Here is a 23,030-nt window from a genome sequence, read left to right on the forward strand (position 1 = left end):
TGGACATGCTGCAAGTACACCGACTATACAAAAAATATGGGGATCAAGAAGTCGTGAAGAACGTCGATTTCGCGATCGGAGACGGCGAGTGCGTCGCCCTGTTGGGTCCGAACGGCGCCGGGAAGACGACGATTATTAAAATGTTGATCGATATCGCCAAGCCTACCGGGGGACAAATTTTGTTCCAAGGGGAGAGCCACGGCCAAATGCGCCGTCATATCGGTTATTTGCCGCAGCATCCGACTTTCTATCCATGGATGACCGGCAAAGAACTTCTCGTTTTTATGGGCAGGCTCTCCGATTTGGATAAGCAAACGATCGACCGCCGCATGGACGAACTGCTGGATTTCGTAGGACTAAGTCCTGTGATGAACAAGCGAATCGGAACGTATTCGGGCGGGATGAAGCAAAGATTAGGCATCGCGCAAGCCTTGATCCATCAGCCCAAGCTGCTCATCATGGATGAACCGGTGTCCGCGATGGACCCGCTTGGACGCAGGGATATGCTGGAATTACTTAAAGTCATTAAACAGGAATCTACCATCCTGTTTTCCACTCATATTTTGCATGATGCGGAAGAGCTTTGCGACAAAATTTTAATTTTGCATCAAGGCAAACTGCTCGTCAACGGCTCGATTGAGCATGTCATATCCGAAAATCAGCAGCCTGTCTTTATTATTCAAGCCCCACAAGCCGACGAATGGGCTCCCAAGCTCGTTCATCGGGATATCGTCGAATCGATGGAGCAGACCAGTCAAGCGGCCAAAATAAGGGTGAAAAACATCGAGCAGGGAAGAGCTTGGCTGCTGGACAATATTCAACGAATGAAGCTGCCGATTCAAAGGTTTGAATTGGTGCAGGAAAGTCTTGAAGAAATTTTTATCAGGATGGTGAGGCAGTCATGAAACATTTGACGGTATTGTTGAAGAAGGAGTGGCTGGAAGCCGGCAGGAGCTATAAATTGTTGTGGCTGCCCGTTGTGTTCATGCTTCTCGGCATGCTTCAGCCGCTAGTCTATTATTATATGCCGCAAATATTGCAAATGATGGACGGTCTGCCGGAAGGGCTGGAGCTGAATCTTCCGGCGTATTCGGCGGAGGATGCGATGGCTTCCACCTTGACCGGCCAATTCGACCAACTGGGACTGCTGATTCTCGTCATCAGCATGATGGGATTGATTATTACCGATAAAAACAACGGTATGCTGACATTTATATCGACGAGGAACACGACGCTAACCGAGTATTTGATCGGCAAATGGATCGGACAGGCGGCGATACTGGCTGTCGCGATCGCAGCCGGTTTTATGATGTCGGCGTTGTACACCTCTTTTTTATATCATGCCGTGCCTATAAGCAGGCTTGCCGCCGGGCTTGCCGTTTATTACGTCTGGTGTCTGTTTATATTAACGGTGACTCTGACGCTTGGCGCTCTGTTGTCAAGAGTTTCCGCGGTTGCCGTCTTATCGATTGTGCTACTCTTGACGATGAAAACCGTAACCGGATTAGGCGCAGGCTTTCAAAGCTTCAATCCCGCTTTTTTATCGAATCATGCGGTTAACTTGATCGTTGCCGGGGAAGTATTGCCGCATTTTGTACTCACGGCGGTTCTTACCTTTGTGTTGATAGCGATGCTCTTGCTTCTCTCCAAAACGTATTTGTCCCGCAAAGAATTGCCGTCAATGTAATCGGCCCGATTGATATTGACATATCCGTTCGGCTGCGATATGATGAATCATATTTTTGGAACAACGATGAAGAAGGGTAAGTAGACAGACGTGCAGGATGAGCAGAGAGCCGGTGGTTGCTGCGAACCGGTATCCGGCGTATGATCGAATGGCCTTCCGAGTTGCTTGGCCGAACCTTCGCTTCGAAGCAGTAGGCGGAGCCGGGTTTCCCGCCGTTATCACGGGAACGGTATCGAGATTGCTTATGAGTCTCCGTACCGGTATGAGAAGATCGGATGCCATTTCTACATATGGCCGACGATCAAATAAGGTGGTACCGCGACAACCTCGTCCTTATACGGACGGGGTTTTTTGGTCTTCTAAGGAGGTGATGGCAATGGATGACGGTTGGTGGTGGCGGCTGGCTGCTATGTATGTTTTTGTGAAACGGCATTTGATCTGCAATGTTATTGCAATGAGGAGGATTTACTATGTCGAAAGAAAGAATGTTAACGGGAGACAGAGTCACCGGCAAGCTTCACCTTGGCCATTACGTCGGAAGTCTTCGCAACCGCGTCGAGCTTCAGCATCGGTACGAATCTTTTATTTTGCTGGCGGATGTTCAAGCCTTGACTACGCATTTCGAGAACCCAGGAATAATACGCGATCATCTGCGGGAAATTGCGCTTGATTATTTGGCTGTCGGAATCGATCCGGAAGTTTCCGCCATATTCGTCCAATCCATGATTCCCGAAATCGCGGAGCTCACAGTATATTACTCCATGTTCGTCACGGTTAACGCGCTGCGCCATAATCCAACCGTCAAAGCGGAATCGAAATACCGGGGTCTTGACGAGATGTATTACGGCTTCCTCGGATATCCGGTCAGCCAAGCGGCCGATATTACATTCTGCAAAGCGACGGTCGTCCCGGTGGGCGAGGACCAACTGCCGCATATCGAGTTAACCCGTAAAATCGTGCGCCGGTTCAACGAATTGTATCGCCCGGTGCTGGTCGAGCCGAAGGCGCTTGTCGGCGAGATGCCGCGGCTTGTCGGGACCGACGGGAACGCCAAGATGAGCAAAAGCCTTGGAAATGCGATTGCACTCGACTCCGCTCCGGAAGAAGTCGATTATAAAATACGCAAAGCTGTTACGGACCCGGCCCGTATTCGCAAGAACGATCCGGGACATCCGGACGTATGCCCGATCTATGCGTATCACCGCGCTTTTCGTCCGGAAGGAGAGGCGGAAATTCGCGAAGGCTGCGAGAAAGGGCTGATCGGTTGCACGGGATGCAAGCAGCTTGCCGTAACCGCTCTTGAAGGCCTGCTCGAACCGATGCGGGAACGCCGGACGTATTATGCGGCTAAGCCGAAACGCGTCGACGAGATTCTTCTGGACGGAACGTCCCGCGCCCGGGCGATTGCCCGCGAGACGATGAGAGAAGTGCGGGAAGCGATGGGCATCGATTATTTTGACAAAGTTTAGCCGCAAAGAAGAGGACAGGCCGATCAAAACAGCAAAGGATTTATGGTATAATATGACTATCGTGATAGAATGACAAAGTGGCGGTGACGATGCAATGATTAAAATGATCGATGTCAATTCAGTAAATGTCGAACAGACCGGATTTTTTTGTATGAGAAGCAAGCCCAAAAATATCGGTTATCAGCGAAAGCTCCATTGGCTTAAAGCCAGATTTGCGGAAGGTTTCAAACTTAAAATGATTCAAGAGGGAACGCGTCCCATAGGCTTTATTGAATACGGACCTAGCGAATACGCATGGAGAGCTGTGGAAGCGGAGAACTACATCATGATTCATTGCCTTTGGGTGGTCGGTCAAGGAAAGGGCAAAGGATATGGTTCGCGGTTGTTGGAAGAATGCATCCATGATGCCGTCGTTCAACAAAAATCAGGGGTAGCTATGGTTGCCAGCAAAGGAACTTGGCTTACCGATACATCTTTTTTGATCCATAAAGGGTTTGAAGTCGTGGACGAAACTCCTCACGGATTTGAACTGATCGTGAAAAAGTTAATAGACGGCCCTTCCCCCCGGTTTCCGAATAATTGGGAGGAAAGAGCGAAACAGTATGAAAAGGGAATCACCATTTTGAGATCGGACCAATGTCCTTTCAATGATAACGCAGTGCAAACGATATCCGAAACGGCTCATGAGCTAGGCATCGACGTACATGTCATTGACATTGAAAATTGCAATGACGCCCAAAAATCGCCCTCGGCTTACGGCACTTTTCATGTCATTTATAACGGAAAGCTACTCACCTATCATCCCATTACTAAACGAGAGTTTTTGAAGCTTCTTCAAGAGGCGGAATAGATGGAAATGTCGGAAGCCAGCGGCAAACTGCTGGCTTCTGCTACATTCTTACGTCGCTTCGCCTGTCCTTTCCCCGTTTGTTCTCACTTTGCTCTTCAACCCGTTAATCAACACTTCCATCCCGAAGCGAAACTCTCTGTCCATATCCGGGATCCGGACAGGAAAGCGAAACTCGAATTCTCCGGTAGGGCCGGCCTTTTCTACGGATTGTATCCGATATTCCTCAATGACGAACGAAGTAACATAATTGTTGAACATCCACGATGCCGAGAACAAATCTTCGTTCTTGAGCCCCGATTGGGCGAATATGCCGCTTACCTTCTCGATCAATGAAATCCGATAAGGGGTGGAGGGGATCGTCTCTTCCATCACATGCGCCGAATCGCGGACGCTCAAATACGTTTTTCTTAGTTGATCGGACAGATCCAGCAATTGTTCTTCCCACGGCCGATCTTCGTCGGGCAATTGAATTTGTTTGCATATTTCTTCGGCGATCAATGCCAGCAGTTCATTTTTGTTTTGAAAATGCCAATACAGCGAAGCTCCTTTAATATTCAGGCGGTCCGCCACTTTCCGCATGGTCAGTTGCCGGATTCCTTCTTCGTCCAGCAGTTCCAGCGCAGCTTGCACAATAATCGACTTGTCTATTTTCTTTAATTGGTTCCCATTTGCGCTTGTCACAAAATATCCTCCTTTACTTGGCAAGTATAACATATTCGCTATAGTCTAACAATGTTAGTTTAAATCTAACATCGTTAGTTTGTGCTTTTAGTTGGAAAGACGACGACGATTCGGACGATTATGAATTTGGTTCCGGTCGATGGGGGGGCCGTCCGAGTGTTCGGCCGGGAGCTAAGAGAAGAATCCTGCACTGGCGTTGCATTAACTTCTACCGCCCTGCTCCCCAAGTTCGCGGACACAGGAGACGCTAATTGTGACAAACGACCCGATTTCGGCCAGTTTGCGGACAGGCGATCCTTTATTCGCGGCAAAAGCGTAAAAATAAGCCCTGCGATGAACGGATAACGGAACCAATGTCCGCCGAAACAGCGAATAAGCGGTTTTGACGCAAAATAACGGTCGTACGGTCCGCATAGCAATTTCTCAATGCAACGCCATTGATGAAGAGGTAAAGCATCGATTCTTATGCTTGGGATGATGTACAAAATACAACATTTTATCGATTTTCCATGCATTTTTGATGCCATTGTTGTAATTTTTACAACATTCCGGGGACAGACAAAGGGAAAATAGTCTTTGCGTAGCGATTATGTTGTATATAGTACATCATGTTCGGGCGGTCTGCCTTTTATCCTCCAACAATGTTGCATTTTATACAACATGCGTATCGATCTAACAAACAACCCTCTCTTTTGAGAGGTTTTTTTGTTTTTCCCCTTGACAAAATAAAACGGATATTATAATCTAACATTGTTAGTTTGGCTAACGATGTTAGGTTGCGATAAGCAAATCATAATAAAATGAAAAGGTGGAGACTACTTATGAACGTAATGGATTTTTCAAAAAGCGATTTGGCGAACTCGGATTTGAAGTCGGTAAGCATTCATGACGGTAGATTTAACTACAGCAATCTTCAAGGCTCCGACTTCAGTCATTCGGATTTAACGAACGCCTCTTTCAAGGGAAGCAATTTGCAAGATGCGATCTTCAATCGCGCCAATCTGACGGGCGCGCAGCTGGTGAAATCGAATTTGAAGGGCGCGAGCTTCGAGCAATGCATTTTTGACGGGACCCGGTTCACTTATTCCGACCTGTCCGGCGTATGCTTCGATCATCAGACGTTCGTCGGCACCGTGTTCGATCATGCGGAATTGAAGCATACGACGTTCCGCAACGCCACGCTGACCAATGTCTCGTTTAAAACGGATGTGGCGAAGACGGTTTTTGACGGAGCGACGATGGATAAGCTGACTTACGCACTGCTTAAAGGCTATAAAGCGGATTTAAAAAATGTAACGGTTGTTTAATGATTGCGGGGGCGGACTGCCCGAGCAAAAACTCGGCAGTCCCGTTATGCTCGTGCGGAATCGACCGTTCACGGATAAAGAGGAAGCACGATCAAAAAGCCGGCAATAAAGCAGCACCCTGCAACCGAATATAAGAAGACGGGGGAAAACGAATGTTTGAGCACGCCGGACAACGTTTAGTTTCTCAAGATCGGCAGAACCATTTCCGCATGAAATCCTTCCCCGGAATCGCTCGTCACGATAAGCCGGCCGCGATGCGCTTTGGCGATGCTTGCCGCCATAGGCAAGCCGAGCCCATGGCCGTTCTGCGCCGGACGCTTCCTTTTGGACGAATACGGAAGTTCCAAGAGCTCCGGAATATCGCCGGCAGGCACGCCTTTTCCGTCATCGGAAACGACGATGCTGCCGACCTCGCAGTCTCCCTTCGTTTCCAAAACGATATGGCAGCCGTTCGGATTATGATTTATGCTGTTCTGCATCAGATTGGCCAAGGCGCGAACAAGCAGCTTCTCGTCGCCGTAGATTTTGAGCTGCTCGTCCCGGACGATCCATTCCAATGTATATTTGTCATCCCATCCCCGGTTCAGAAACTCGGATGCGATCAGACGGACAAGCGCCGATAATCGGATCGGTTTCAAATGTAACGGCTGCATCTCGTATTCCAGCATCGAGACCAAATTCAAATCGCTGACCAGCGAGCGGAGCATTTCTCCTTGATGCCGGATGATACCGGCTTTATGCCGTTGTTCCGGCGGAACGGCCTCGCTCTCTTCCAGTTCGCTTGCATACCCGAGCATGATGGACAGCGGCGTGCGGATGTCGTGGGATATGCCGGATATCCAGTTCGAACGCGCTTCGTCTCTCGCTTTCAACTTATCATTTTTGCGCTGCATCAATAATGAAGCATTGTTGATACTGGCCGCCAGCCCGCTTAATACGCCTTTGGGCTCGACATATTCGCTCCGCTCCTCGGCGAGGGCGTGGATTCCGCGAATGAGCGGGGCAATCGATTTGACCAGACGGGAACCGATGAAGAGCGATAAGAGGAGGGTCAGCGCCAGATTTCCGGCTACGAGGACTGCGGAACGGAAAGGCAGGCCGCTTACCCAATCGACGGGGAAGCTGAACTGGTATTTGGCGACGCTGTCCTGCGGAAATCCGACGACTACTAGCCCGCCATCGCGCTCCCATACGGTAACGGGATAATTTTGCAAATAGTGGCGGGAAAACTTGGCCACATCGGCAAGAGAATAGGAGCGAGGAACTTCGTCCGGCATGTCGAAGCTCCACACCGCCCGCCCGTCGCGATCAAGCAGCATGGCCCATGCGTTGTTTTGCCTTAGCAGCTTGCCGGCTTCCTTATCGAGCGTATAGCTGCCGTTATATCGCAAACCCTCTGCAACGTTCCGTACAACCTGGCCAGGGGAATGGCTGCCATTCATTCCTCCGAATATCCATACCCCGAGAATGATGAAATTAACAATGAGAAGCGCAACCGACGTTATGATCGTCGCTCCCACGAATCGGCGTAAAATACGGGCGGTTCCGTCCATCTTCACCCCTCCTTCGCAATCAGCTTATAGCCCAGCCCTCTTACGGTAATCAAATATTGAGGGGCGGAGGGATTCGTCTCGATTTTTTCGCGGATGCGCCGAATGTGCACCATCAGCGTGTTCTCGTATCCGAAATAATCGTCGCCCCAAACCGCTTGGCAAAGCGCGTCGCTCGTCACGATCCGTCCCTTGTCTTCATAAAGCTTCAGCAGCAGGGCATGTTCTTTGGCCGTTAACGGCTGTTCGCCTTGATCGCTGCGCACCACGGCGCCTTCCAAATCGACGATATGCCCGCCAAGCTTGAAGACCGGCTGTCGTTCAACCGTCGGCGAAGCGTACGTGCGCCGTAAAATGACCATAAGCCGGAGGACGAGTTCGCGCGGCAAAAACGGTTTGACCATATAATCGTCCGCGCCGAGCCCGAGGCCGAGCAGACGATCTTCATCCTCGCCTCGCGCCGAGAGGAAGAGCACCGGCATCTGCGAGAATCGGCGAATAGACGACAATATGGAGAAGCCGTCGCCGTCCGGCAGCATAATATCCAAAATCGCGATATCCGGCTTCTCGGAGCGGCATATCGCCAAAGCTTCTTCGCAGCTTCCCGCGTGAAAGATGCGGGAAAATCCTTCTTTGCGCAAAAAGCCGTCGATTATCCGGCGGATTTCCGGTTCGTCGTCGACGATGACGACTTTTCTATATTTTATATTTTGCATAGCGTTCACCCATTTCCATTATACAAGGCGTGTACGGCGATTCCACCCAATCCGCCCCGATTTCGCATATTTAAGGTTACCGTAAGGTTGCCGTCAGCTACAAGTAGGGGTGCGGCTTTATGCTGAAACCAGGCAATGTTATTACAGTAACCGATTGGAGTGAAGCGCATGAACACGATCGTATCCACCCGCAACCTTACGAAACGGTACGGGAGCGCATGCCGGGTCGATCAAGTCAATTTAACCGTATACGAAGGGGACGTGTACGGTTTCCTCGGCCCGAACGGAGCGGGCAAATCCACTACGCTGAAAATGCTGCTGGGTCTCGCCAAGCCTACAGGCGGCCAAGTGATCGTATTCGGCAAGGAATTTGAAAAAAACCGCCGCTCGATTTTGAGCCAAACGGGATCGCTTATCGAGTCGCCTTCTTATTACGGCCATCTCACCGGACTGGAGAATATGCGCGTCGTACAACGCCTTCGCAACGTTCCGGATCGGAATGTGTTCGAGGCGTTGCGAATCGTCCGTTTGGAAAATCATAAGGATAAAAAAGCGGGGCAATATTCCCTTGGCATGAAGCAGCGGCTTGGCATCGCGATGGCGCTGCTCGCTTTCCCGAGGCTGTTGATCCTGGACGAGCCGACCAACGGATTGGATCCGGCGGGGATCGGCGAGATTCGCGAACTGATACGATCTTTGCCGCAACGCTTCGGCATGACCGTATTGCTGTCCAGCCATATGCTGGCGGAGATCGAACAAGTCGCGACCTCGGTCGGCATTATTAGCGACGGCAAACTGCTGTTTCAGGGCGGCATGGATCAGCTGCGCAACCGGAGCGAAGCGCATATCGCCATCAAAACGCAAGACAACGAAACGGCGGAAAGGCTGCTGCTCGGCCAAGGATATTCGCCGGTGGCAAACGGAGACTATTTGACCTTGAAAGGACTCGGAGATCCGCAGATCGCCGAAGCGAACCGGACGCTCATTCGCGCAGGCATCGATGTCATCCGAATCGAAGAACGCCAGAAAAGTTTGGAGAGCATCTTCCTAGAACTGACGGGAAGGGAGAGAAGCTTGTAATGAAAACGGTCATGCTGGAATTTTACAAATTGCGGCGCAAACGGCTGCTCCTTATGATCTCGATGTTTCTATCCGTGGAAATCGGCTGGGCTTTCCTGTCCGTCAGCAAGTCGATGTCGCGCAATCCGGACAGTTCCGGGTGGGACGGTGCGCTCGTGATCATCGCATCCTTGAACGGCCTTTTTCTTCCGCTCATTGCGGCTGTGGTCGTTTCCCGCCTCTGCGATATGGAACATAAAGGCAATACATGGAAGCTGCTGACGGCCGCATCGCTCAAACGACACCGGCTATATTTCGCCAAATACGCTTGCGCCTGCATACTGCTGCTATTTGCCGTTATCGCGCAGATGGCCGCGATTGCGGGATTTGGCGCCGTGAGCGGGTTCGGCATGCCTGTTCCGTTCTCCGAACTGTTCAAGCTGCTGGCCGGCACGATGCTGACCAATGCGGTCGTTATCGCATTGCAGCAGTGGATATCGCTTGCCGTGAAAAATCAAGCGTTCGGCCTGTGCCTCGGGATGATCGGGGGATTCATCGGCATGACGGCCGATTTATTCCCGGCTGCGGTGCGCCGTATATTGATTTGGTCCTATTATTCGGGGCTAAGCCCAGTAACTTACAATTTTGTTAATGAAACGATGGAGTTCGTTCCCCGTCAGATCGTGGCGTTCCTGCCCGCTTCGGTCCTATTCATGGGAGCGGCCGTCTATATTGCCGGAAGCGTTCACGTATCCAGGCAAGATATTCACTAGGAGGTACATTATGCTGCAAAGATGCATTTCCGCCGAATGGTTGAAATTGCGCCATTCCCATATTTGGCTGATCATGACGGCGCTTCCCGCGATTAGCGTTTTGATCGGATCCGCCAATTATTATATGAATCAAGGCGTATTGCATAACGGATGGTACAGCTTGTGGACGCAAGCGAGCCTCTTTTACGGGGAGTTTTTTTTGCCTGTCCTCATTGCTATTTGCTGCGCTTACGTATGCAGACTCGAGCATTTGAACAAAAATTGGAATATGATCATGACGGCTCCCGTCCGAATAGCCTATCTGTTTCTTGCCAAATTAATCGTCGTTGCGGCGCTCGTTTTCCTTGTGCAATTGTTCTTTGCGCTGCTTTATTATGGCGCGGGGAAATTATTCGGTTTGACTGGGGCGTTCCCGGCCGAAACGTTCGGTTGGATCGCGAGAGGCTGGCTGGCTTCCGTTACGATTAGCGCCGTACAATTATGGCTGTCTCTTGTCATCCGCAGTTTTGCCGTTCCGATCGGGATCAGCATTTGCGCCGCGTTGATCGGATTAGGCATGTACGTCGCGAAGCTCGGCATGCTGTTCCCCCATTCGTTGCTGACGATCGGCATGGGCGCAATAAGCCAGGATCGGTTGACACAGGCCGATACGATTCTATTTTTGACGATGAATACCCTCTTCCTGGCGGCGGTTTCCCTGATCGCCGTTCGCAGACTCAAGAAAAAGGACGTGTCGGCTTGACCCGGAAGGGAAATAAATTGCTGCGGAAGCTTGACACTCCTCTAAGGGGAAACTTTAAGCTAGAGACAGAAGGAGGCGATCTTCATTGCTGTATACGGTTCAAGAGGTATCGGCCGTTTGCATGCGGTTACCGCTGCCGATTTTGCGGCGCAATCGCATTTTTTCCTGCATGACGATTTTCATCTGCGCATGCTTGAAGACCAGCAAACCGGATTGGCCTCCGAATCGTTTGCAACGATAGAATAGAGGAGAACACACCGTTATTTTTGGGCGGTGTGTTTTTTTGTTGCGTTGACGAATCCCGCCGATCGGCGGCGGCTCGTCTTATGCGCTTTCTTTTGCCGGTATGGGAGGTATATAATGACAGTGAATGCGACAAGCATGAAACGAAGGAAATATAGGGTTCCAAAAAAGCGGCACCGTTTGGAATGGACGGGAAAATCTACGAATATATCAAGAAGGCTTTGTCAAATTTGTTAACAGATTGAAATTATGGCATGATGGAAAGAAAGGATAGGGCAAGCGGATCGAATAGTAACGGGTTCGATATGGATCAGACAGGAGGGACAGAAGATGTTTTCCATATTGGCGACGATTTTCGTCATTCAAATTGTGTATGTTTCGTTTTTTACGCTGCGGATGATTCTAACGTTGAAAGGTCAAAAGTATTATGCGGCCGCCATCAGTTCGCTTGAAATCATTATTTATGTGCTCGGCCTCAATATGGTATTGCAATATTTGGACCATGTGCTGAGCCTCATCGTGTATGCGGCGGGCTATGCGCTCGGCGTGCTCGTAGGCTCTTGGATCGAAGGGAAAATCGCCCTCGGTTACGTCACGTTGAAAGTGATCACGAACGATATCGCCGGCATGATGCCGAATGAACTGCGGAACGAAGGGTACGGCGTAACGTCGTGGGTCGGCCGCGGCAGAGACGGCGACCGGTTAGTATTAGAAGTGTTGACCAAACGGAAAAACCAGCGCAGTTTATATAAACTCATTTTATCGATCGATCCGAAAGCGTTCGTCGTTACGTTGGAACCGAGTCAACTGCATGGCGGATTCTGGGTCAAAAGCGTGCGGAAATGATTTATTTCGTGATTTTATAAACACAGCGGCTGCCGCCGGACAGCAGATGCTCGCTTCGTTCGATATGAACCTTGTCTCCCATGACGGCGCGAAACAGGTTCAATTCGTTCCGGCACAATTGGGTGCAGGCGGTTGCCGCCTCGCATATCGGGCAATGCTTTTCAACGAAGAGCAAGTCTCCGTCTTCATGCTCTGCGATTTCCGCCATATACCCTTCATTCGTCCGGATATCGGCCAGAATCTCGAGCTTTTCTCTGATTCCTTCTGTGCCGGCTAATTGGACGGCATATTGATCCTGCATTTTTTTGTTGCGAACTTCCAACAATTTCTCCAGTCCCGCCTCCCCGAAAGCCTCCTTCATCGAATCGATCAAACTGACGGTAAGATCCATATATCCGTCGGGAAACAGCCTGGCCGCTTCGGCGGTAAGGCGCCACAGCTTGGCGGGCCGGCCCATCGGGCGGCTCTCTTCGTCGTAATCGACGAGCCGTTCTTCCTGCAGCCGGTACAAATGCTGGCGCACGGCCATCCCGGTTACATTCAGCTCGGATGAGAGAGCAACCGCATCCATCGGGCCGTTCTGCTTAAGAAGATGAACGATGGCTTTCCGTGTTTTTACAGACGCTTCTTTCTTCGTATCGCTTTTGCTCAACGCAATCCCCTCCTATGGCGTAGGAATGAATGCACCTCGTTACTTACATTATAAAGAAAAATATTGATTAATTCAAAAAAGAAAGCGAACGCTGCTGGAATGAAGTATAATGCGAGGTAGAAAAGGAAGGAGATACATATGAATCGCGAAAAACGAAGCGCCTTGGTTCGGTTGGCCGCCTGGATCATCTTGATCGGATACGGAGCCTGCCTGCTCTACTGGATGTTCGTCGGATTCGGCCGTACCGCGCTTTCATCCGGCGATCTGAGTTACAACTTGATTCCGCTGCGCACCATATCGGACTATTTCCTGCACTATCAATCTTTCACCTTCCGAACATGGGCGATCAATATCATCGGCAATATCGGCGTATTCGTCCCGATTGGGGCCGCGATGCCGGTCGTCTTTCCGAAATGCAGAACCTATTTCCCATTCTTGGGTCGTTTCGCGGTCGCCATCGTCGTCTTAGAAACGCTTCAAACTTTCCTGCGTGCGGGAAGCGGGGATGTCGACGATCTTATTCTCAACGCCATCGGCGCCTCTGCCGGATATATATTGTACAAGCTTTACGCTCGTGCAACAAACAAAGATCCGTTGAACGAGGACGGAAATTTTTCGGCCTGAACGAACAACTGAAGGCGGTATTCCGAAAAATGACCTTCCGTTTCTCGCCGATTTTTTCATCGGATTAGGCAAAGAAGCGACGGTGAAGGAGCCGTCGGAATTGATAGACAATATTGTAAACAAGCTTTCCGAGATGATAGCCAAGTACAAGTAGCGGATTGACTTGATATTTCACTCCTCCCAACCAGTCTGTTTGTCCGGTTCGAATCATACAATGAAAGGACAAATCGATTTGGCGCCGCTTGCGCGCTCCATCTAGACAAGCGGGGGAGGAAGGCATCGGCAATGAAAACGATACGGCTTCAAATTACAGGCATGACATGTGCGGCATGTTCCGCCAGAATTGAAAAAGCGTTGAACCGGACGGAAGGGATTCGGACGGCGTCGGTCAATCTCGCCTTGGCGCAAGCGGCCGTCAGCTACGATCCCCGGTTCATCGAAGCAAAACGAATTATGCAGAAAATTGAACAGCTCGGATACGGCGCCAAGGACGAGCGGCTCGATGCGGACTCGTCGTCCGAGAACGAAGTGCAGCTATACCGCAATCGATTTATCGCCGCGGCAGTACTGTCGCTCCCGCTTTTTTGGGCCATGTCGAGCCATATTCCTTTTGTGCCGGAAGTGTGGACGCCGGCGCTCTTTCAATCCGCTTTGTTTCAATTGCTGGTTGCGACCGTGCTTCAATTTTATATCGGATTTCCTTTTTACTACAGAGCTTTCCAAGCGATGAAGCAACGTTCGGCCAATATGGACGTTTTGGTCGCATTAAGCACCTCGGTGGCCTACTTTTACAGCCACTATCTCGTGATGCGCCCCGATCATTCGCATTCGGGGGAACATCAGACGTACTACTTCGATACGATCGCCATGATAATGACGGCGGTGCTGCTCGGCAAATATTTGGAATCCGTCGCCAAGAGAAAGGCTTTGAAAGATCTTCGCATGCTATACGGGCTGCAAGTCCCGCTCATCCGCGTACTTCGCCGGCAAGCGGAGGAGTGGATTGCGGCAAGCGATCTTCGCGCAGGCGATTTGGTCCTCGTCCGGGGGGACGAATGGATTTCCGCGGACGGAGTGGTCGTCTCGGGCCAAGCGGACGTGGACGAGTCGATGTTGACCGGCGAGAGCCGAACGGTCGCCAAAGCGGCCGGGGACCGCGTATACAGCGGCACGCGCAGCGTGAACGGAAGCTTGCGCATCAAGGCGCTGACCGATGTCCAGGGAACGAGACTGGCGAACATGATCGCTCTCGTGGAGCAGGCGCAAGCCGGCAAGCCGTTCATTGCGCGCAAAGTCGATCGGGTTGCGGCCGTATTCGTGCCTGTCATGATCGTCTGTGCCGCGATCACTTTCGCGGGCTGGTACGGCGCGGATCCGACAGCGGCGCTGCAGCATGCGATGGCCGTATTGCTAGTTGCTTGTCCGTGCGCATTGGGCTTGGCGACGCCAGTATCGATATTGATTTCGACGGGACTCGCGGCCAAATCCGGCATTTTGTGCAAGGAAGGACGCGCCTTGGAGATCGTTCATCGGGTCGATTCCGTATTATTGGATAAGACCGGGACGCTGACGGAGGGAAAGCCGGCGGTTACAACGGTCTATTCCCTACAGGGGGAGAAGTCGCGCCTTCTTCGCCTGGCGGCGGCGGTCGAACAATATTCCGCACATCCGGCGGCACAAGCGGTCGCGGACGCGGCGCGCAAATCCAACCTGATCGTGCCGGATGCCGCGGAAGTGCGGGAAATACCCGGCAACGGCATGGCAGGCGTCGTCGAAGGCAAGAACGTAATGATCGGGCGCCGCGGATGGCTGCGGCAGAACGGCGTCATTGTGAACGAAGCGGATAGCGGCGAAGATGACGGTTCGACGGCGCTTTACGTGGCGATCGACGGCCGTTGGGCAGGCAAGCTGACGGCGTCGGATCGGATCAAACCGGATGCCGCGGCTGCCGTACGCGATATCGGGCGCTACGCAGAGGTAGAGATGATGACGGGAGATCGCCGTCAAGCGGCGGAGCGGGCGGCCGCTGAAACGGGGATAAGCCGCTGGCATGCGGAGATGCTCCCGGAACATAAGCTGGAATATGTGCGCAAGCTGCAGCGGAAAGGCCGCATCGTCGCGGTGGTCGGGGACGGGATCAACGACACCGCGGCATTGTCTGCGGCGGATATCGGCATTGCGATGGGCGGAGGAACGGATTCCGCCATGCAGGCGGGCGACATGGTGTTCGTGACCAATAAGCTTGCAAGCATGGCGGAAGCGATGAAGTTGAGCCGGCAAACGATGCGCAATATTCGGCAAAACCTATTTTTCGCGCTGCTTTACAACGTGGGGGCGATCCCTTTCGCCGCCTTCGGCTTTTTAGATCCGAAAATCGCCTGCGTCATGATGGCGGCTAGCTCGGTGCTCGTTGTATCCAACGCGCTCAGGCTGCAACGATTCAAATTGAAGGGGGGAGAGAGCGACGCTTACCGGTAACGAGATGATTATGGCCGCCATGTCGGGATTGGCCGGGGCGCCGCATTGCTTCATCATGTGCGGCGGCATCGTCGCCTCGTATGCATTAAGCTCCGGAAGCTCTTCGCTTCAAACCGCGCTGGCTTACAATATGGGAAGAGTGCTTACTTATGGGGCGATCGGCTGCTTTATGGGGGCTGTCGGCTCCTTTGTCAACGCAGCGGGGCTTTTTGTCGGAATTCAAGGTTTCTCCAGCATGCTTGGAGGCGTTTTTATCTTGTTATGGGCATTTCGCAAATATTCGCTGCCCTTTTCGCGCATCCGATTGCCGGGAATGAGCCGCGCGCAAGCTTTCATTGGCCGCTTGCGCGAGCGTTACGAACTTCCGGCCGTCTTTCTGACCGGATTGACGCTCGGATTTCTTCCATGCGGGTTAACGTATGCGATGCAAATGAAAGCGGCGGCAGCCGGTTCATGGACGGACGGAGGCCTCATCATGCTGATTTTCGGATTATCTACGTTTCCCGTCTTGGTCTTCACCGCGCTGTCGGCCGGAAGCATTCGCAAAAAGTGGAGGAAGAGCCTGAATAAAGCCGGCATCATACTGGCTTTCGCGATGGGAACGCTATCCGTTATGAAAGGATTGAGCGCAAACGGCTGGATTCCCGCCGTACATCCGTGGTTATGGTGAGCGGCAAGGGCGGCGCCTATGAAACCACTTGAAAAGGATGGCCGACTCGAACCTGTTTGCCGCCCATGTCAACCCGAACTTCGGCCTGCCATCTTCCGCGCATGACGGGCACGCCGACAGCGGCATACGTCCCCGTTTCCCGCTCCGTAACGACGGCGGGGAAAGAGCCGCAGAACATGCCCGGCATCGATAATACGACTTGAAGATCTTGCCCGCCGACCGGTACGCCGGCCACGTCCGACACGGTGACGATAAATTCGACCTCTTGCATCGAATGGGCCGGCGCCGTATTCGCGCCGATATCGATGCGAATCGATTCGTCTATGTACAGGGTGCTTGCCGCCGCTTCTTGATTCATCGTCATGCCCAGATAGGCAAACGCAGCGGCGAGCAACAGCGCGAGCGGGATCCATACCCCGATTTTTTTCATCCCTATCCCTCGATCCATACATTCTTCTCCCATGCCTATGACGAATCGATGCGAAACATGCGAAGTTTGGTATAATAAAACCGTTAAGCGATCAGCTAAAGGAGAATGAGCGATGGATGCCAAACAGCGGGTGGCCGAAGCGGCTGTAGAACAAATCGAAGACGGCATGAAGATAGGGCTGGGCACGGGATCGACAGCATATTGGGCGATCCGGAAAATCGCCGAGAAGGTGAAGGAAGGGTTGCGGATCAAGGCGATCGCCACGTCCAAACAATCGGAGGCGTTGGCCCGGGAGTTCGGGATACCGCTAAGCGGCTTCTCCCAGATCGATGATCTCGATATTGCTATCGACGGGGCAGATGAAGTCGATTCGGACCTGAACCTGATCAAAGGAGGGGGAGGGGCGTTGCTCCGGGAGAAGATCGTCGCCGCCGCCAGCCGCCGATTTATCGTCATTGCGGACGAGTCCAAAATCGTGAAGACGCTGGGGCGTTTTCCGCTGCCTGTGGAAATCGTTCCATTCGGCATGGAGGCCACGTTGCGAAACGTACAGCAACTCGGATGCACGCCGGTCCTAAGGCGGCAAGACGGCGGCCCTTATATAACGGATAACGGAAACTATATTGCGGATTGCGATTTTGGCACGATCGAAGACCCTGCCGCATTGCATAGGCAATTGAACGGCATCCCGGGCGTGGTCGATAACGGCTTGTTCGTCGGCATGGCCCGGCAAGTGTATGTAGGATATAAAGACGGAACGATCGAAAGATTGGATAAATAGATCATCGTTGGGTGATTTCGGCAGTGGATCGAGTTGCCGCTAAGACCGCAAACGGGCAGTCGATCAGGATCGGCGTGCAAATCCGCGCAATTCGACCGTACGCGCACATTGTACGATTTTTCGGATACAATTCGCAGAACCGGTGCTCAAATCGCGTACTGCGTATGAAATTTCGAATAAAATCGACGAATTCAACCCGTGCGCCGCACATTGTGTACGATTTTTCGCATATATTATGCGGCCTCTCGCAGATTATCAAAGTTATGTACAGTGAATCGTCAGGCCCTTTTATTCAAAATCTGCAGTGGAGGAGCTCTTTTACACCTCGTTTAGATCTATTGCCGCAGCGAAGCCTGTGATAAGAGTCCATTTCATCAGACCGTAGCCGGCTGACGATCCGTCGGGCGGGCTAACGAAACGTATTCACGCTAATAGCCTGTAAATGTTCTTCTTGCCGGTGTAACGAAACTAGGACACGCTAATGAGGGGAAATCGGCGGTAAAACGGCCGATTTCCAATGAATAGCGATACGTACTTTCATTAGGATGGGAAAGTCCTCATTTTGAGTCCAATAACGATTACCAGTTTCGTAAGCGCCAAGCCAAAGCGCCGCGCAAAGCGCCTTTGAAATGTAGGACTTGTATTGCCAAGGACAGTTGCCGTCCCAATCACCATATAGAGCTTTCATGAACTCTCAGATCCGCAGCCTTTTTCGATGCAATGCCGGTGCTTGTTATTCTATTTCACAACGAACGGATGATCGTTCCGAGCGACAAGGGACAGGTCGACTGTTTCCCTAAATAGCCAACGGATGGCGTATCGCCGGGAACGTTCATAGGTCTAAAGACGCATTCCCGGCATGCCGACTGCTTATGACGTCGCCTGAAGTTTTTTCATGTCTTCCCGGTCGGATTGTTTGCCCTCGATTCGTCTGAACTGATGATAGTGGCGTTTGCATACGCCTTTGGCATAATGCCGTTCGTTGCAGCCTTCCAAGTTGCAAAGTCTAGGATTCGGCGATCTTCGTCTTCCCATGATCTCATCTTCTCCTTTCAAAACGGTATTTTCTCAAGTAAATGTTCTAATCCAAGATTCGAATGAATCGGTAGCCGCATATGATAAATGGTTATTATTTATTATTACGAGACAAGCTGTCCATTTATGGGGGTACCGCTTGAAAAAAATTTTTATCGGAGTGCTTGGAGATGGGGAACCGCGTTTCGAATGTGGAACCGGCTTGCTTTATTTTGTTGCAGGCCGGCTGTGTAGAACGATCGGATTGTGTGAAAAATGAAGGAAAGGTTACACATTCTAATCCGATCCGGAGCGAAACAGGAGGGTAAGGCGAAATGAATCGTCATGAATATATGTGCCAAGCGATCGAATTGGCATGCGAAAACGTAAAGGAGAAGGGCGGAAGACCGTTCGGCGCCGTCATTGTAAAAGACGGAGACGTTGTGGCGACGGGCGTCAACGAAGTGATGGAGACCCACGATCCGACGACGCATGCGGAAATGCAGGCGATTCGCGCGGCGAGCCGTGCGCTGCAAACGGCGGATTTGTCCGATTGCGTGCTCTTTGCCAGCGGCGAACCGTGTCCGATGTGTTTAAGCGCGATTTACTGGGCGAATATCAAGGACGTTTACTATTCCTATACGGAAGAAGACGCGGCGCAGATCGGCCTCAGCACGAAATACGTATACGAACAAATTGCTCTTCCGAAGGAAGAGCGCGATATTCACCTAAGACGGATGGATAAGCGCGCTTTCGCGAGCGATCCGTTCGCATTGTGGAAAAAACGGGAAACATGAAGGGGAGCACTCATGGGATATGTCGAAGATTTGCGAGCCGTTGTAGGCCATAGGCCGTTAATTCTTGTCGGTGTCGTCGTATTCATATTCAATCCGAACGGCGAGTTATTGCTGCAACGGAAGACAAGCGGCAGGTGGGCCGTCCCCGGGGGCTTGATGGAGCTTGGCGAATCGACGGAAGAGACGGGGCGAAGGGAAGTGCTGGAAGAGACCGGCCTGCGCGTCGGAACGATGAAATTGGTCGGCGTCGCGTCAGGCCAAGATCAATTCGTCAAGTTGAAGAACGGGGATGAATTGTATGCGGTTACGATCGCTTATTCGACGCATGACATTGTCGGCGGGAATTTGCAGGCGGATGGAGTGGAATCGATCGAATTGCGTTACTATCCTTTACACCTTCTGCCTGATGACTTGAACCCGAAAATAAAAACGATGATTCTGCGGCATATCGAATAAGGGATCGCGCGAATGGCCGCTTCCGTTCGCTCATATCGAAGAGGCTGTCCGCGCATTTGCCCGAACAGCCTCGCCGTATTTGATGCGATAAATATCAATGTTTGTTACTTCGGAATGATAAAAGAGATTTTGGTTCCTTCATTCGGTTTGCTTCGGATCGTCAAGCCCGTACCGTACATTTGCTTCAATCGCCGGTCCGTATTGCGGATCCCGATGCCCTGCTGATTCCACTCGGCGCTATCCAACAATTGCCGCGCCTTGTCCTCGTTCATCCCTTTTCCGTCGTCCGCAACGATAAACTCCGTGCCGTTGCGAAGATCCTTCATTCGAATTAGAACGGTTCCGCCTTCGGAACGGCTTAATGCGCCGTGCCTCACCGCATTCTCTACCAAAGGCTGAATCGTGAGCGGAGGGAGCTGCAGATGGATGTCCGGATCGATATCCCAGAGGATCGTCAACCTTTCTCCGAATCTGGCCTTTTCGATATATAAATAGGAACGGACAAGCTCAAGCTCGCGCTCAATCGGAACGAGCCGTTTCGCATTCCAATAATCGAAGCTGATCCTTAAATAAGAATTGAAAGCATCGATCAAGCGACTCATTTTCTGCGTGTCGATATCGCTTAAAGCGGTTATCGAATTGAGCGTATTAAACAAAAAGTGTGGCTGTATTTGCGCTTGCAAATATGCCGCTTCCATTCGCAGCCTTTCGCTTACCGATTGCTTGACTTCGGTCAATGCCCGTACCCGATACTGCAATTCCAAAGCGTCCGCCGGCTTGGTTACATAATCGTTGGCTCCCGACAGAAACCCGGAATAAATGTCTTCCAACCGGTTGCGGGCGGTAAGGAGCAAAATGGGAAGCTCCGAGACGGAGAAGCGCTCCCGAATGGACCGGGCCAATTCATACCCGGACATATGCGGCATCATGACGTCGGCGATCACAAGATCCCACTGTCCGTCATTGAGCTTGGATATCGCCTCATTGCCGCTAGTCGCCGTTTCAATGTAATATTCGTCCCATGATAATATATCGCGCAATATTTTCAGATTGACGGGATCGTCGTCTACCGCCAGAATCCGCGGTTTCGCCATACTCGATGCCGTACTTTGCTCCACAGCGTTGAGCGCCTGTTCGGAAGCGACGCTCGCTTCCGCTTCGGACGATTCGACACCGGCCTGTTCGTTCTGCGGCTCTTCTTCTTCCCAAACTTGCTCCGCGGCGATCGGCAGCGTAAAGGTAAATACCGAGCCTGCTCCTAATGTGGACTCGACATGCAGCGTTCCGCCGTGCAATTCCACCAATTGCTTGCAAATGCTGAGCCCGAGCCCGTTTCCTCCCCCGGACGCGCTTCTGTCGGCATATCCTTGTTCGTAAGGGAGAAAAATGTTCTGTTTCGATTCTTCATCGATCCCGATCCCCGTATCGGCGACATGAATATAAGCGATGCCGTCGCGCGCTTCGGCGCGCACGGAGATCGTTCCCTCGTTCGTAAATTTGATCGCATTATGCAACAGATTGAACAAGATTTGGATCATTCTTTTCTCGTCGGCGGAGACGGGCGGAAACGATTTCGGTATATCGATCGTCAGCCGCAGCGGCTTGCCTTCGACCATAAACCGGAGCATGTCCGCTACTCCGGAGGCAATGGCCTGGACATGCACTTCCTTCCGCTCCAACACGATCTTATTTTCCTTAAGCTGCGACAGATCGAGGAGATCGTCGACCATAAGCGACATGCGGCGTCCGATCGTAATAATCAAATTCAAATCGTCCGTATTTTGTTTGTTCAGCGTATGCTGCGCGCGATGAACGACGGTTTGCGCAAGATTGATCATGCCATGCAGCGGCGTTCTCAATTCGTGGGAAGTATTCGCCAGAAAGTCGTCTTTCCATTTCACTTCCCTTTGCAATTGTGCGGCAAGCGAAGCGGTCTGTTCGGTTTTTCGGAAATATTGCTTGAACCAATAGGCGGCAAAACCGAGAATCGCCGCAAAAATATCGATCGGATAGAAAGAAGTATCGATCCATCCCCGCCCTTTGAACGATCCTCCTAATAAACTCGAAGTAATGCTGGCGGCGGCTAACAGCAAAAAGATGGCATCGTTATCCTGCCGCTTAATTCTTTGATAAATGATAAAAGGAATCAGGGCAAGGGGCGCAAGCACAATAATTGAAAAGATATAAATCTTTTTTGCTAAAAACACGACTGACAGCGGGGAGCATAGGATAAGAAGCACATATGCCCCGCTTAGTATAAAGTACAAGCGCAATAGCTTACTGTTTCGATTTTCCCAAAGAAGGTTCATGATCAGTTTGAGCATGAATACCGACGTGAGCACAAAGGAAACGAACGTAACTTTGACATGCCATGCATAGTTAAGCGGCAGCCAGATGAGCAACAGCTTATCGTCATCGGCGGAAACGCTGAGGGCTGCGGATACTAACAACAGCAAAAAGTAAATCAACCCTTTCTGCCCCCGGTTGAAAAAATACAAGATGGCGGCGTAAACGCCGTGCAGCAACAAGACGATAATCGTGACCAGTTGAAACCCGACAGCGTACATCCTTTCATTATCCGTAGCGGCTTGCGAACCGAACTTGATCGAACGGACAATACCTCCGCCGAGAGGGCGCTCGAAGTTGGCGACATGGATGACGAGTTCAATCTCGTTCGAATCGGGCTTATAAGCGGCCGTGTAGGACGTATTCTTCGCAGTATACCGATCCTCCCGTTCCGCAGGCTGGCCGATTCTCGCAATTAGTTCCCCGTTGGCATACATTTCGGACGAAATTTGAATTTCATTGACAAGAAATCCAAGCGTTTGTCCGTTAGGCTCTCCAATCAGGATGCGAAGCCGGTACGATCCGTAGCCTAAAGGAGCACGGCCGTCGTCCGGGAATGCCGGACTCCAATCCCCGGGAACTTGAATATAGGTTTGGGAAGACGGCGTGGAAGAGCTGTCTGAACCCGGATCGATTAATTGATTAGGGTAAAACTCCCATTCTCCGTCTAACGTAATGGTTTGCCGATTGTCAAAGACCCAATCCCGCAAATCCAATACGCCTCGAACCGCCGCCGGATGATCCGGCGTTTTATGCAAGTGCAGCCAGCCAACTCGCATAGCTATGAGGAGGAGAATAAACATACCGGTAATGAATAATAGTTTTCGATTTGACATAGTTATGATTATTTCGACAAATT

Annotated in this window: 25 protein-coding genes and 1 other annotated feature; of the genes, 17 read left to right on the top strand and 8 right to left on the bottom strand. The window is 51.4% G+C overall.

Annotated features, from left to right (window positions below; all coding sequences use genetic code 11):
* The first annotated feature begins 5 nt into the window (after window positions 1–5).
* From KQI79_RS10140 to KQI79_RS10155, 4 genes are all read left to right on the top strand, one after another.
* Entirely contained in the window at window positions 6–905 is a 900-nt protein-coding gene (locus KQI79_RS10140) for an ABC transporter ATP-binding protein (protein WP_253298065.1), read from the top strand.
* Complete coding sequence (locus KQI79_RS10145) at window positions 902–1,687, top strand: ABC transporter permease subunit (protein ID WP_216538119.1); 786 nt, start codon at window positions 902–904, stop codon at window positions 1,685–1,687. Before KQI79_RS10140 ends, KQI79_RS10145 begins: the two co-directional genes overlap by 4 nt.
* 57 nt (window positions 1,688–1,744) lie before the next feature.
* Window positions 1,745–2,025, top strand: a binding site (T-box leader).
* 132 nt (window positions 2,026–2,157) lie between these two features.
* The gene (gene trpS, locus KQI79_RS10150; RefSeq protein ID WP_216538120.1) at window positions 2,158–3,156 is read left to right on the top strand and encodes a tryptophan--tRNA ligase; all 999 of its coding nucleotides are present in this window, start codon (window positions 2,158–2,160) and stop codon (window positions 3,154–3,156) included.
* 94 nt (window positions 3,157–3,250) lie between these two features.
* Complete coding sequence (locus tag KQI79_RS10155) at window positions 3,251–4,006, top strand: GNAT family N-acetyltransferase (RefSeq protein WP_216538121.1); 756 nt, start codon at window positions 3,251–3,253, stop codon at window positions 4,004–4,006.
* Window positions 4,007–4,054: 48 nt separating this feature from the next.
* On the opposite strand, the gene KQI79_RS10160 is transcribed toward KQI79_RS10155, so the two are convergent.
* Both KQI79_RS10160 and KQI79_RS10165 read right to left on the bottom strand, forming a co-directional pair.
* A complete protein-coding gene (locus KQI79_RS10160) occupies window positions 4,055–4,687 on the bottom strand; it encodes a TetR/AcrR family transcriptional regulator C-terminal domain-containing protein (protein ID WP_216538122.1) in 633 nt (210 codons plus the stop codon).
* A gap of 201 nt (window positions 4,688–4,888) precedes the next feature.
* Entirely contained in the window at window positions 4,889–5,101 is a 213-nt protein-coding gene (locus KQI79_RS10165; protein ID WP_216538123.1) for a hypothetical protein, read from the bottom strand.
* A gap of 407 nt (window positions 5,102–5,508) precedes the next feature.
* On the opposite strand from KQI79_RS10165, the gene KQI79_RS10170 reads away from it, so the two are divergent.
* The gene (locus KQI79_RS10170; protein WP_230191567.1) at window positions 5,509–5,994 is read left to right on the top strand and encodes a pentapeptide repeat-containing protein; all 486 of its coding nucleotides are present in this window, start codon (window positions 5,509–5,511) and stop codon (window positions 5,992–5,994) included.
* A gap of 176 nt (window positions 5,995–6,170) precedes the next feature.
* On the opposite strand, the gene KQI79_RS10175 is transcribed toward KQI79_RS10170, so the two are convergent.
* Both KQI79_RS10175 and KQI79_RS10180 read right to left on the bottom strand, forming a co-directional pair.
* Window positions 6,171–7,547 (bottom strand): sensor histidine kinase, encoded by a 1,377-nt coding sequence (locus KQI79_RS10175; protein ID WP_216538125.1) that lies wholly within the window; start codon window positions 7,545–7,547, stop codon window positions 6,171–6,173.
* 2 nt (window positions 7,548–7,549) lie between these two features.
* Window positions 7,550–8,260, bottom strand: a complete 711-nt coding sequence (locus KQI79_RS10180) for a response regulator transcription factor (protein ID WP_216538126.1) — start codon at window positions 8,258–8,260, stop codon at window positions 7,550–7,552.
* A 168-nt stretch (window positions 8,261–8,428) separates the two neighbouring features.
* On the opposite strand from KQI79_RS10180, the gene KQI79_RS10185 reads away from it, so the two are divergent.
* From KQI79_RS10185 to KQI79_RS10205, 5 genes are all read left to right on the top strand, one after another.
* On the top strand, window positions 8,429–9,340 hold the full coding sequence (locus KQI79_RS10185) for an ABC transporter ATP-binding protein (RefSeq protein ID WP_216538127.1): 912 nt from the start codon (window positions 8,429–8,431) through the stop codon (window positions 9,338–9,340).
* On the top strand, window positions 9,340–10,092 hold the full coding sequence (locus KQI79_RS10190; RefSeq protein ID WP_216538128.1) for an ABC transporter permease: 753 nt from the start codon (window positions 9,340–9,342) through the stop codon (window positions 10,090–10,092). The genes KQI79_RS10185 and KQI79_RS10190 overlap by 1 nt, the downstream gene beginning before the upstream one ends.
* A gap of 13 nt (window positions 10,093–10,105) precedes the next feature.
* Complete coding sequence (locus KQI79_RS10195) at window positions 10,106–10,834, top strand: ABC transporter permease (RefSeq protein WP_216538160.1); 729 nt, start codon at window positions 10,106–10,108, stop codon at window positions 10,832–10,834.
* A 117-nt stretch (window positions 10,835–10,951) separates the two neighbouring features.
* Complete coding sequence (locus KQI79_RS10200; protein ID WP_483311377.1) at window positions 10,952–11,080, top strand: hypothetical protein; 129 nt, start codon at window positions 10,952–10,954, stop codon at window positions 11,078–11,080.
* Between the two features lie 327 nt (window positions 11,081–11,407).
* Window positions 11,408–11,923: a DUF2179 domain-containing protein gene (locus KQI79_RS10205; RefSeq protein ID WP_216538129.1), complete on the top strand. Its 516-nt coding sequence runs from the start codon at window positions 11,408–11,410 to the stop codon at window positions 11,921–11,923.
* A gap of 1 nt (window position 11,924) precedes the next feature.
* Here the strand turns inward: KQI79_RS10205 and KQI79_RS10210 are convergent, their stop codons facing one another.
* A complete protein-coding gene (locus KQI79_RS10210) occupies window positions 11,925–12,575 on the bottom strand; it encodes a helix-turn-helix transcriptional regulator (RefSeq protein WP_216538130.1) in 651 nt (216 codons plus the stop codon).
* 138 nt (window positions 12,576–12,713) lie between these two features.
* On the opposite strand from KQI79_RS10210, the gene KQI79_RS10215 reads away from it, so the two are divergent.
* The 4 genes from KQI79_RS10215 to KQI79_RS10225 all read left to right on the top strand — a co-directional run bounded on the left by KQI79_RS10215 (window position 12,714) and on the right by KQI79_RS10225 (window position 16,347).
* The gene (locus KQI79_RS10215; RefSeq protein ID WP_216538131.1) at window positions 12,714–13,199 is read left to right on the top strand and encodes a VanZ family protein; all 486 of its coding nucleotides are present in this window, start codon (window positions 12,714–12,716) and stop codon (window positions 13,197–13,199) included.
* A gap of 19 nt (window positions 13,200–13,218) precedes the next feature.
* On the top strand, window positions 13,219–13,353 hold the full coding sequence (locus KQI79_RS28455) for a WCX domain-containing protein (protein ID WP_483311379.1): 135 nt from the start codon (window positions 13,219–13,221) through the stop codon (window positions 13,351–13,353).
* A gap of 131 nt (window positions 13,354–13,484) precedes the next feature.
* Window positions 13,485–15,677, top strand: coding sequence for a heavy metal translocating P-type ATPase (locus KQI79_RS10220; RefSeq protein WP_216538132.1), 2,193 nt, complete (start codon window positions 13,485–13,487; stop codon window positions 15,675–15,677).
* Window positions 15,678–15,687: 10 nt separating this feature from the next.
* Complete coding sequence (locus KQI79_RS10225; RefSeq protein WP_367398163.1) at window positions 15,688–16,347, top strand: sulfite exporter TauE/SafE family protein; 660 nt, start codon at window positions 15,688–15,690, stop codon at window positions 16,345–16,347.
* Window positions 16,348–16,363: 16 nt separating this feature from the next.
* On the opposite strand, the gene KQI79_RS10230 is transcribed toward KQI79_RS10225, so the two are convergent.
* Entirely contained in the window at window positions 16,364–16,795 is a 432-nt protein-coding gene (locus tag KQI79_RS10230) for a FixH family protein (RefSeq protein WP_216538134.1), read from the bottom strand.
* Between the two features lie 94 nt (window positions 16,796–16,889).
* Between KQI79_RS10230 and rpiA the strand changes: the two genes are divergently transcribed.
* Window positions 16,890–17,558: a ribose-5-phosphate isomerase RpiA gene (gene rpiA, locus KQI79_RS10235; protein WP_216538135.1), complete on the top strand. Its 669-nt coding sequence runs from the start codon at window positions 16,890–16,892 to the stop codon at window positions 17,556–17,558.
* Between the two features lie 870 nt (window positions 17,559–18,428).
* Here the strand turns inward: rpiA and KQI79_RS10240 are convergent.
* Window positions 18,429–18,593 (bottom strand): hypothetical protein, encoded by a 165-nt coding sequence (locus KQI79_RS10240; protein WP_216538136.1) that lies wholly within the window; start codon window positions 18,591–18,593, stop codon window positions 18,429–18,431.
* 314 nt (window positions 18,594–18,907) lie between these two features.
* Between KQI79_RS10240 and KQI79_RS10245 the strand changes: the two genes are divergently transcribed.
* Both KQI79_RS10245 and KQI79_RS10250 read left to right on the top strand, forming a co-directional pair.
* Complete coding sequence (locus tag KQI79_RS10245) at window positions 18,908–19,369, top strand: nucleoside deaminase (RefSeq protein ID WP_216538137.1); 462 nt, start codon at window positions 18,908–18,910, stop codon at window positions 19,367–19,369.
* A 12-nt stretch (window positions 19,370–19,381) separates the two neighbouring features.
* Complete coding sequence (locus KQI79_RS10250; protein ID WP_216538138.1) at window positions 19,382–19,825, top strand: NUDIX hydrolase; 444 nt, start codon at window positions 19,382–19,384, stop codon at window positions 19,823–19,825.
* Window positions 19,826–19,929: 104 nt separating this feature from the next.
* On the opposite strand, the gene KQI79_RS10255 is transcribed toward KQI79_RS10250, so the two are convergent.
* Window positions 19,930–22,929 carry a hybrid sensor histidine kinase/response regulator gene (locus KQI79_RS10255; RefSeq protein ID WP_367398164.1) on the bottom strand — a complete coding sequence of 1,000 codons (3,000 nt, stop codon included), beginning with the start codon at window positions 22,927–22,929 and terminating at the stop codon, window positions 19,930–19,932.
* Window positions 22,930–23,030: the final 101 nt, after the last annotated feature.

Origin of the sequence: Paenibacillus sp. MSJ-34 (assembly GCF_018918005.1) — a bacterium.
Taxonomy (GTDB): Bacteria; Bacillota; Bacilli; order Paenibacillales; family Paenibacillaceae; genus MSJ-34.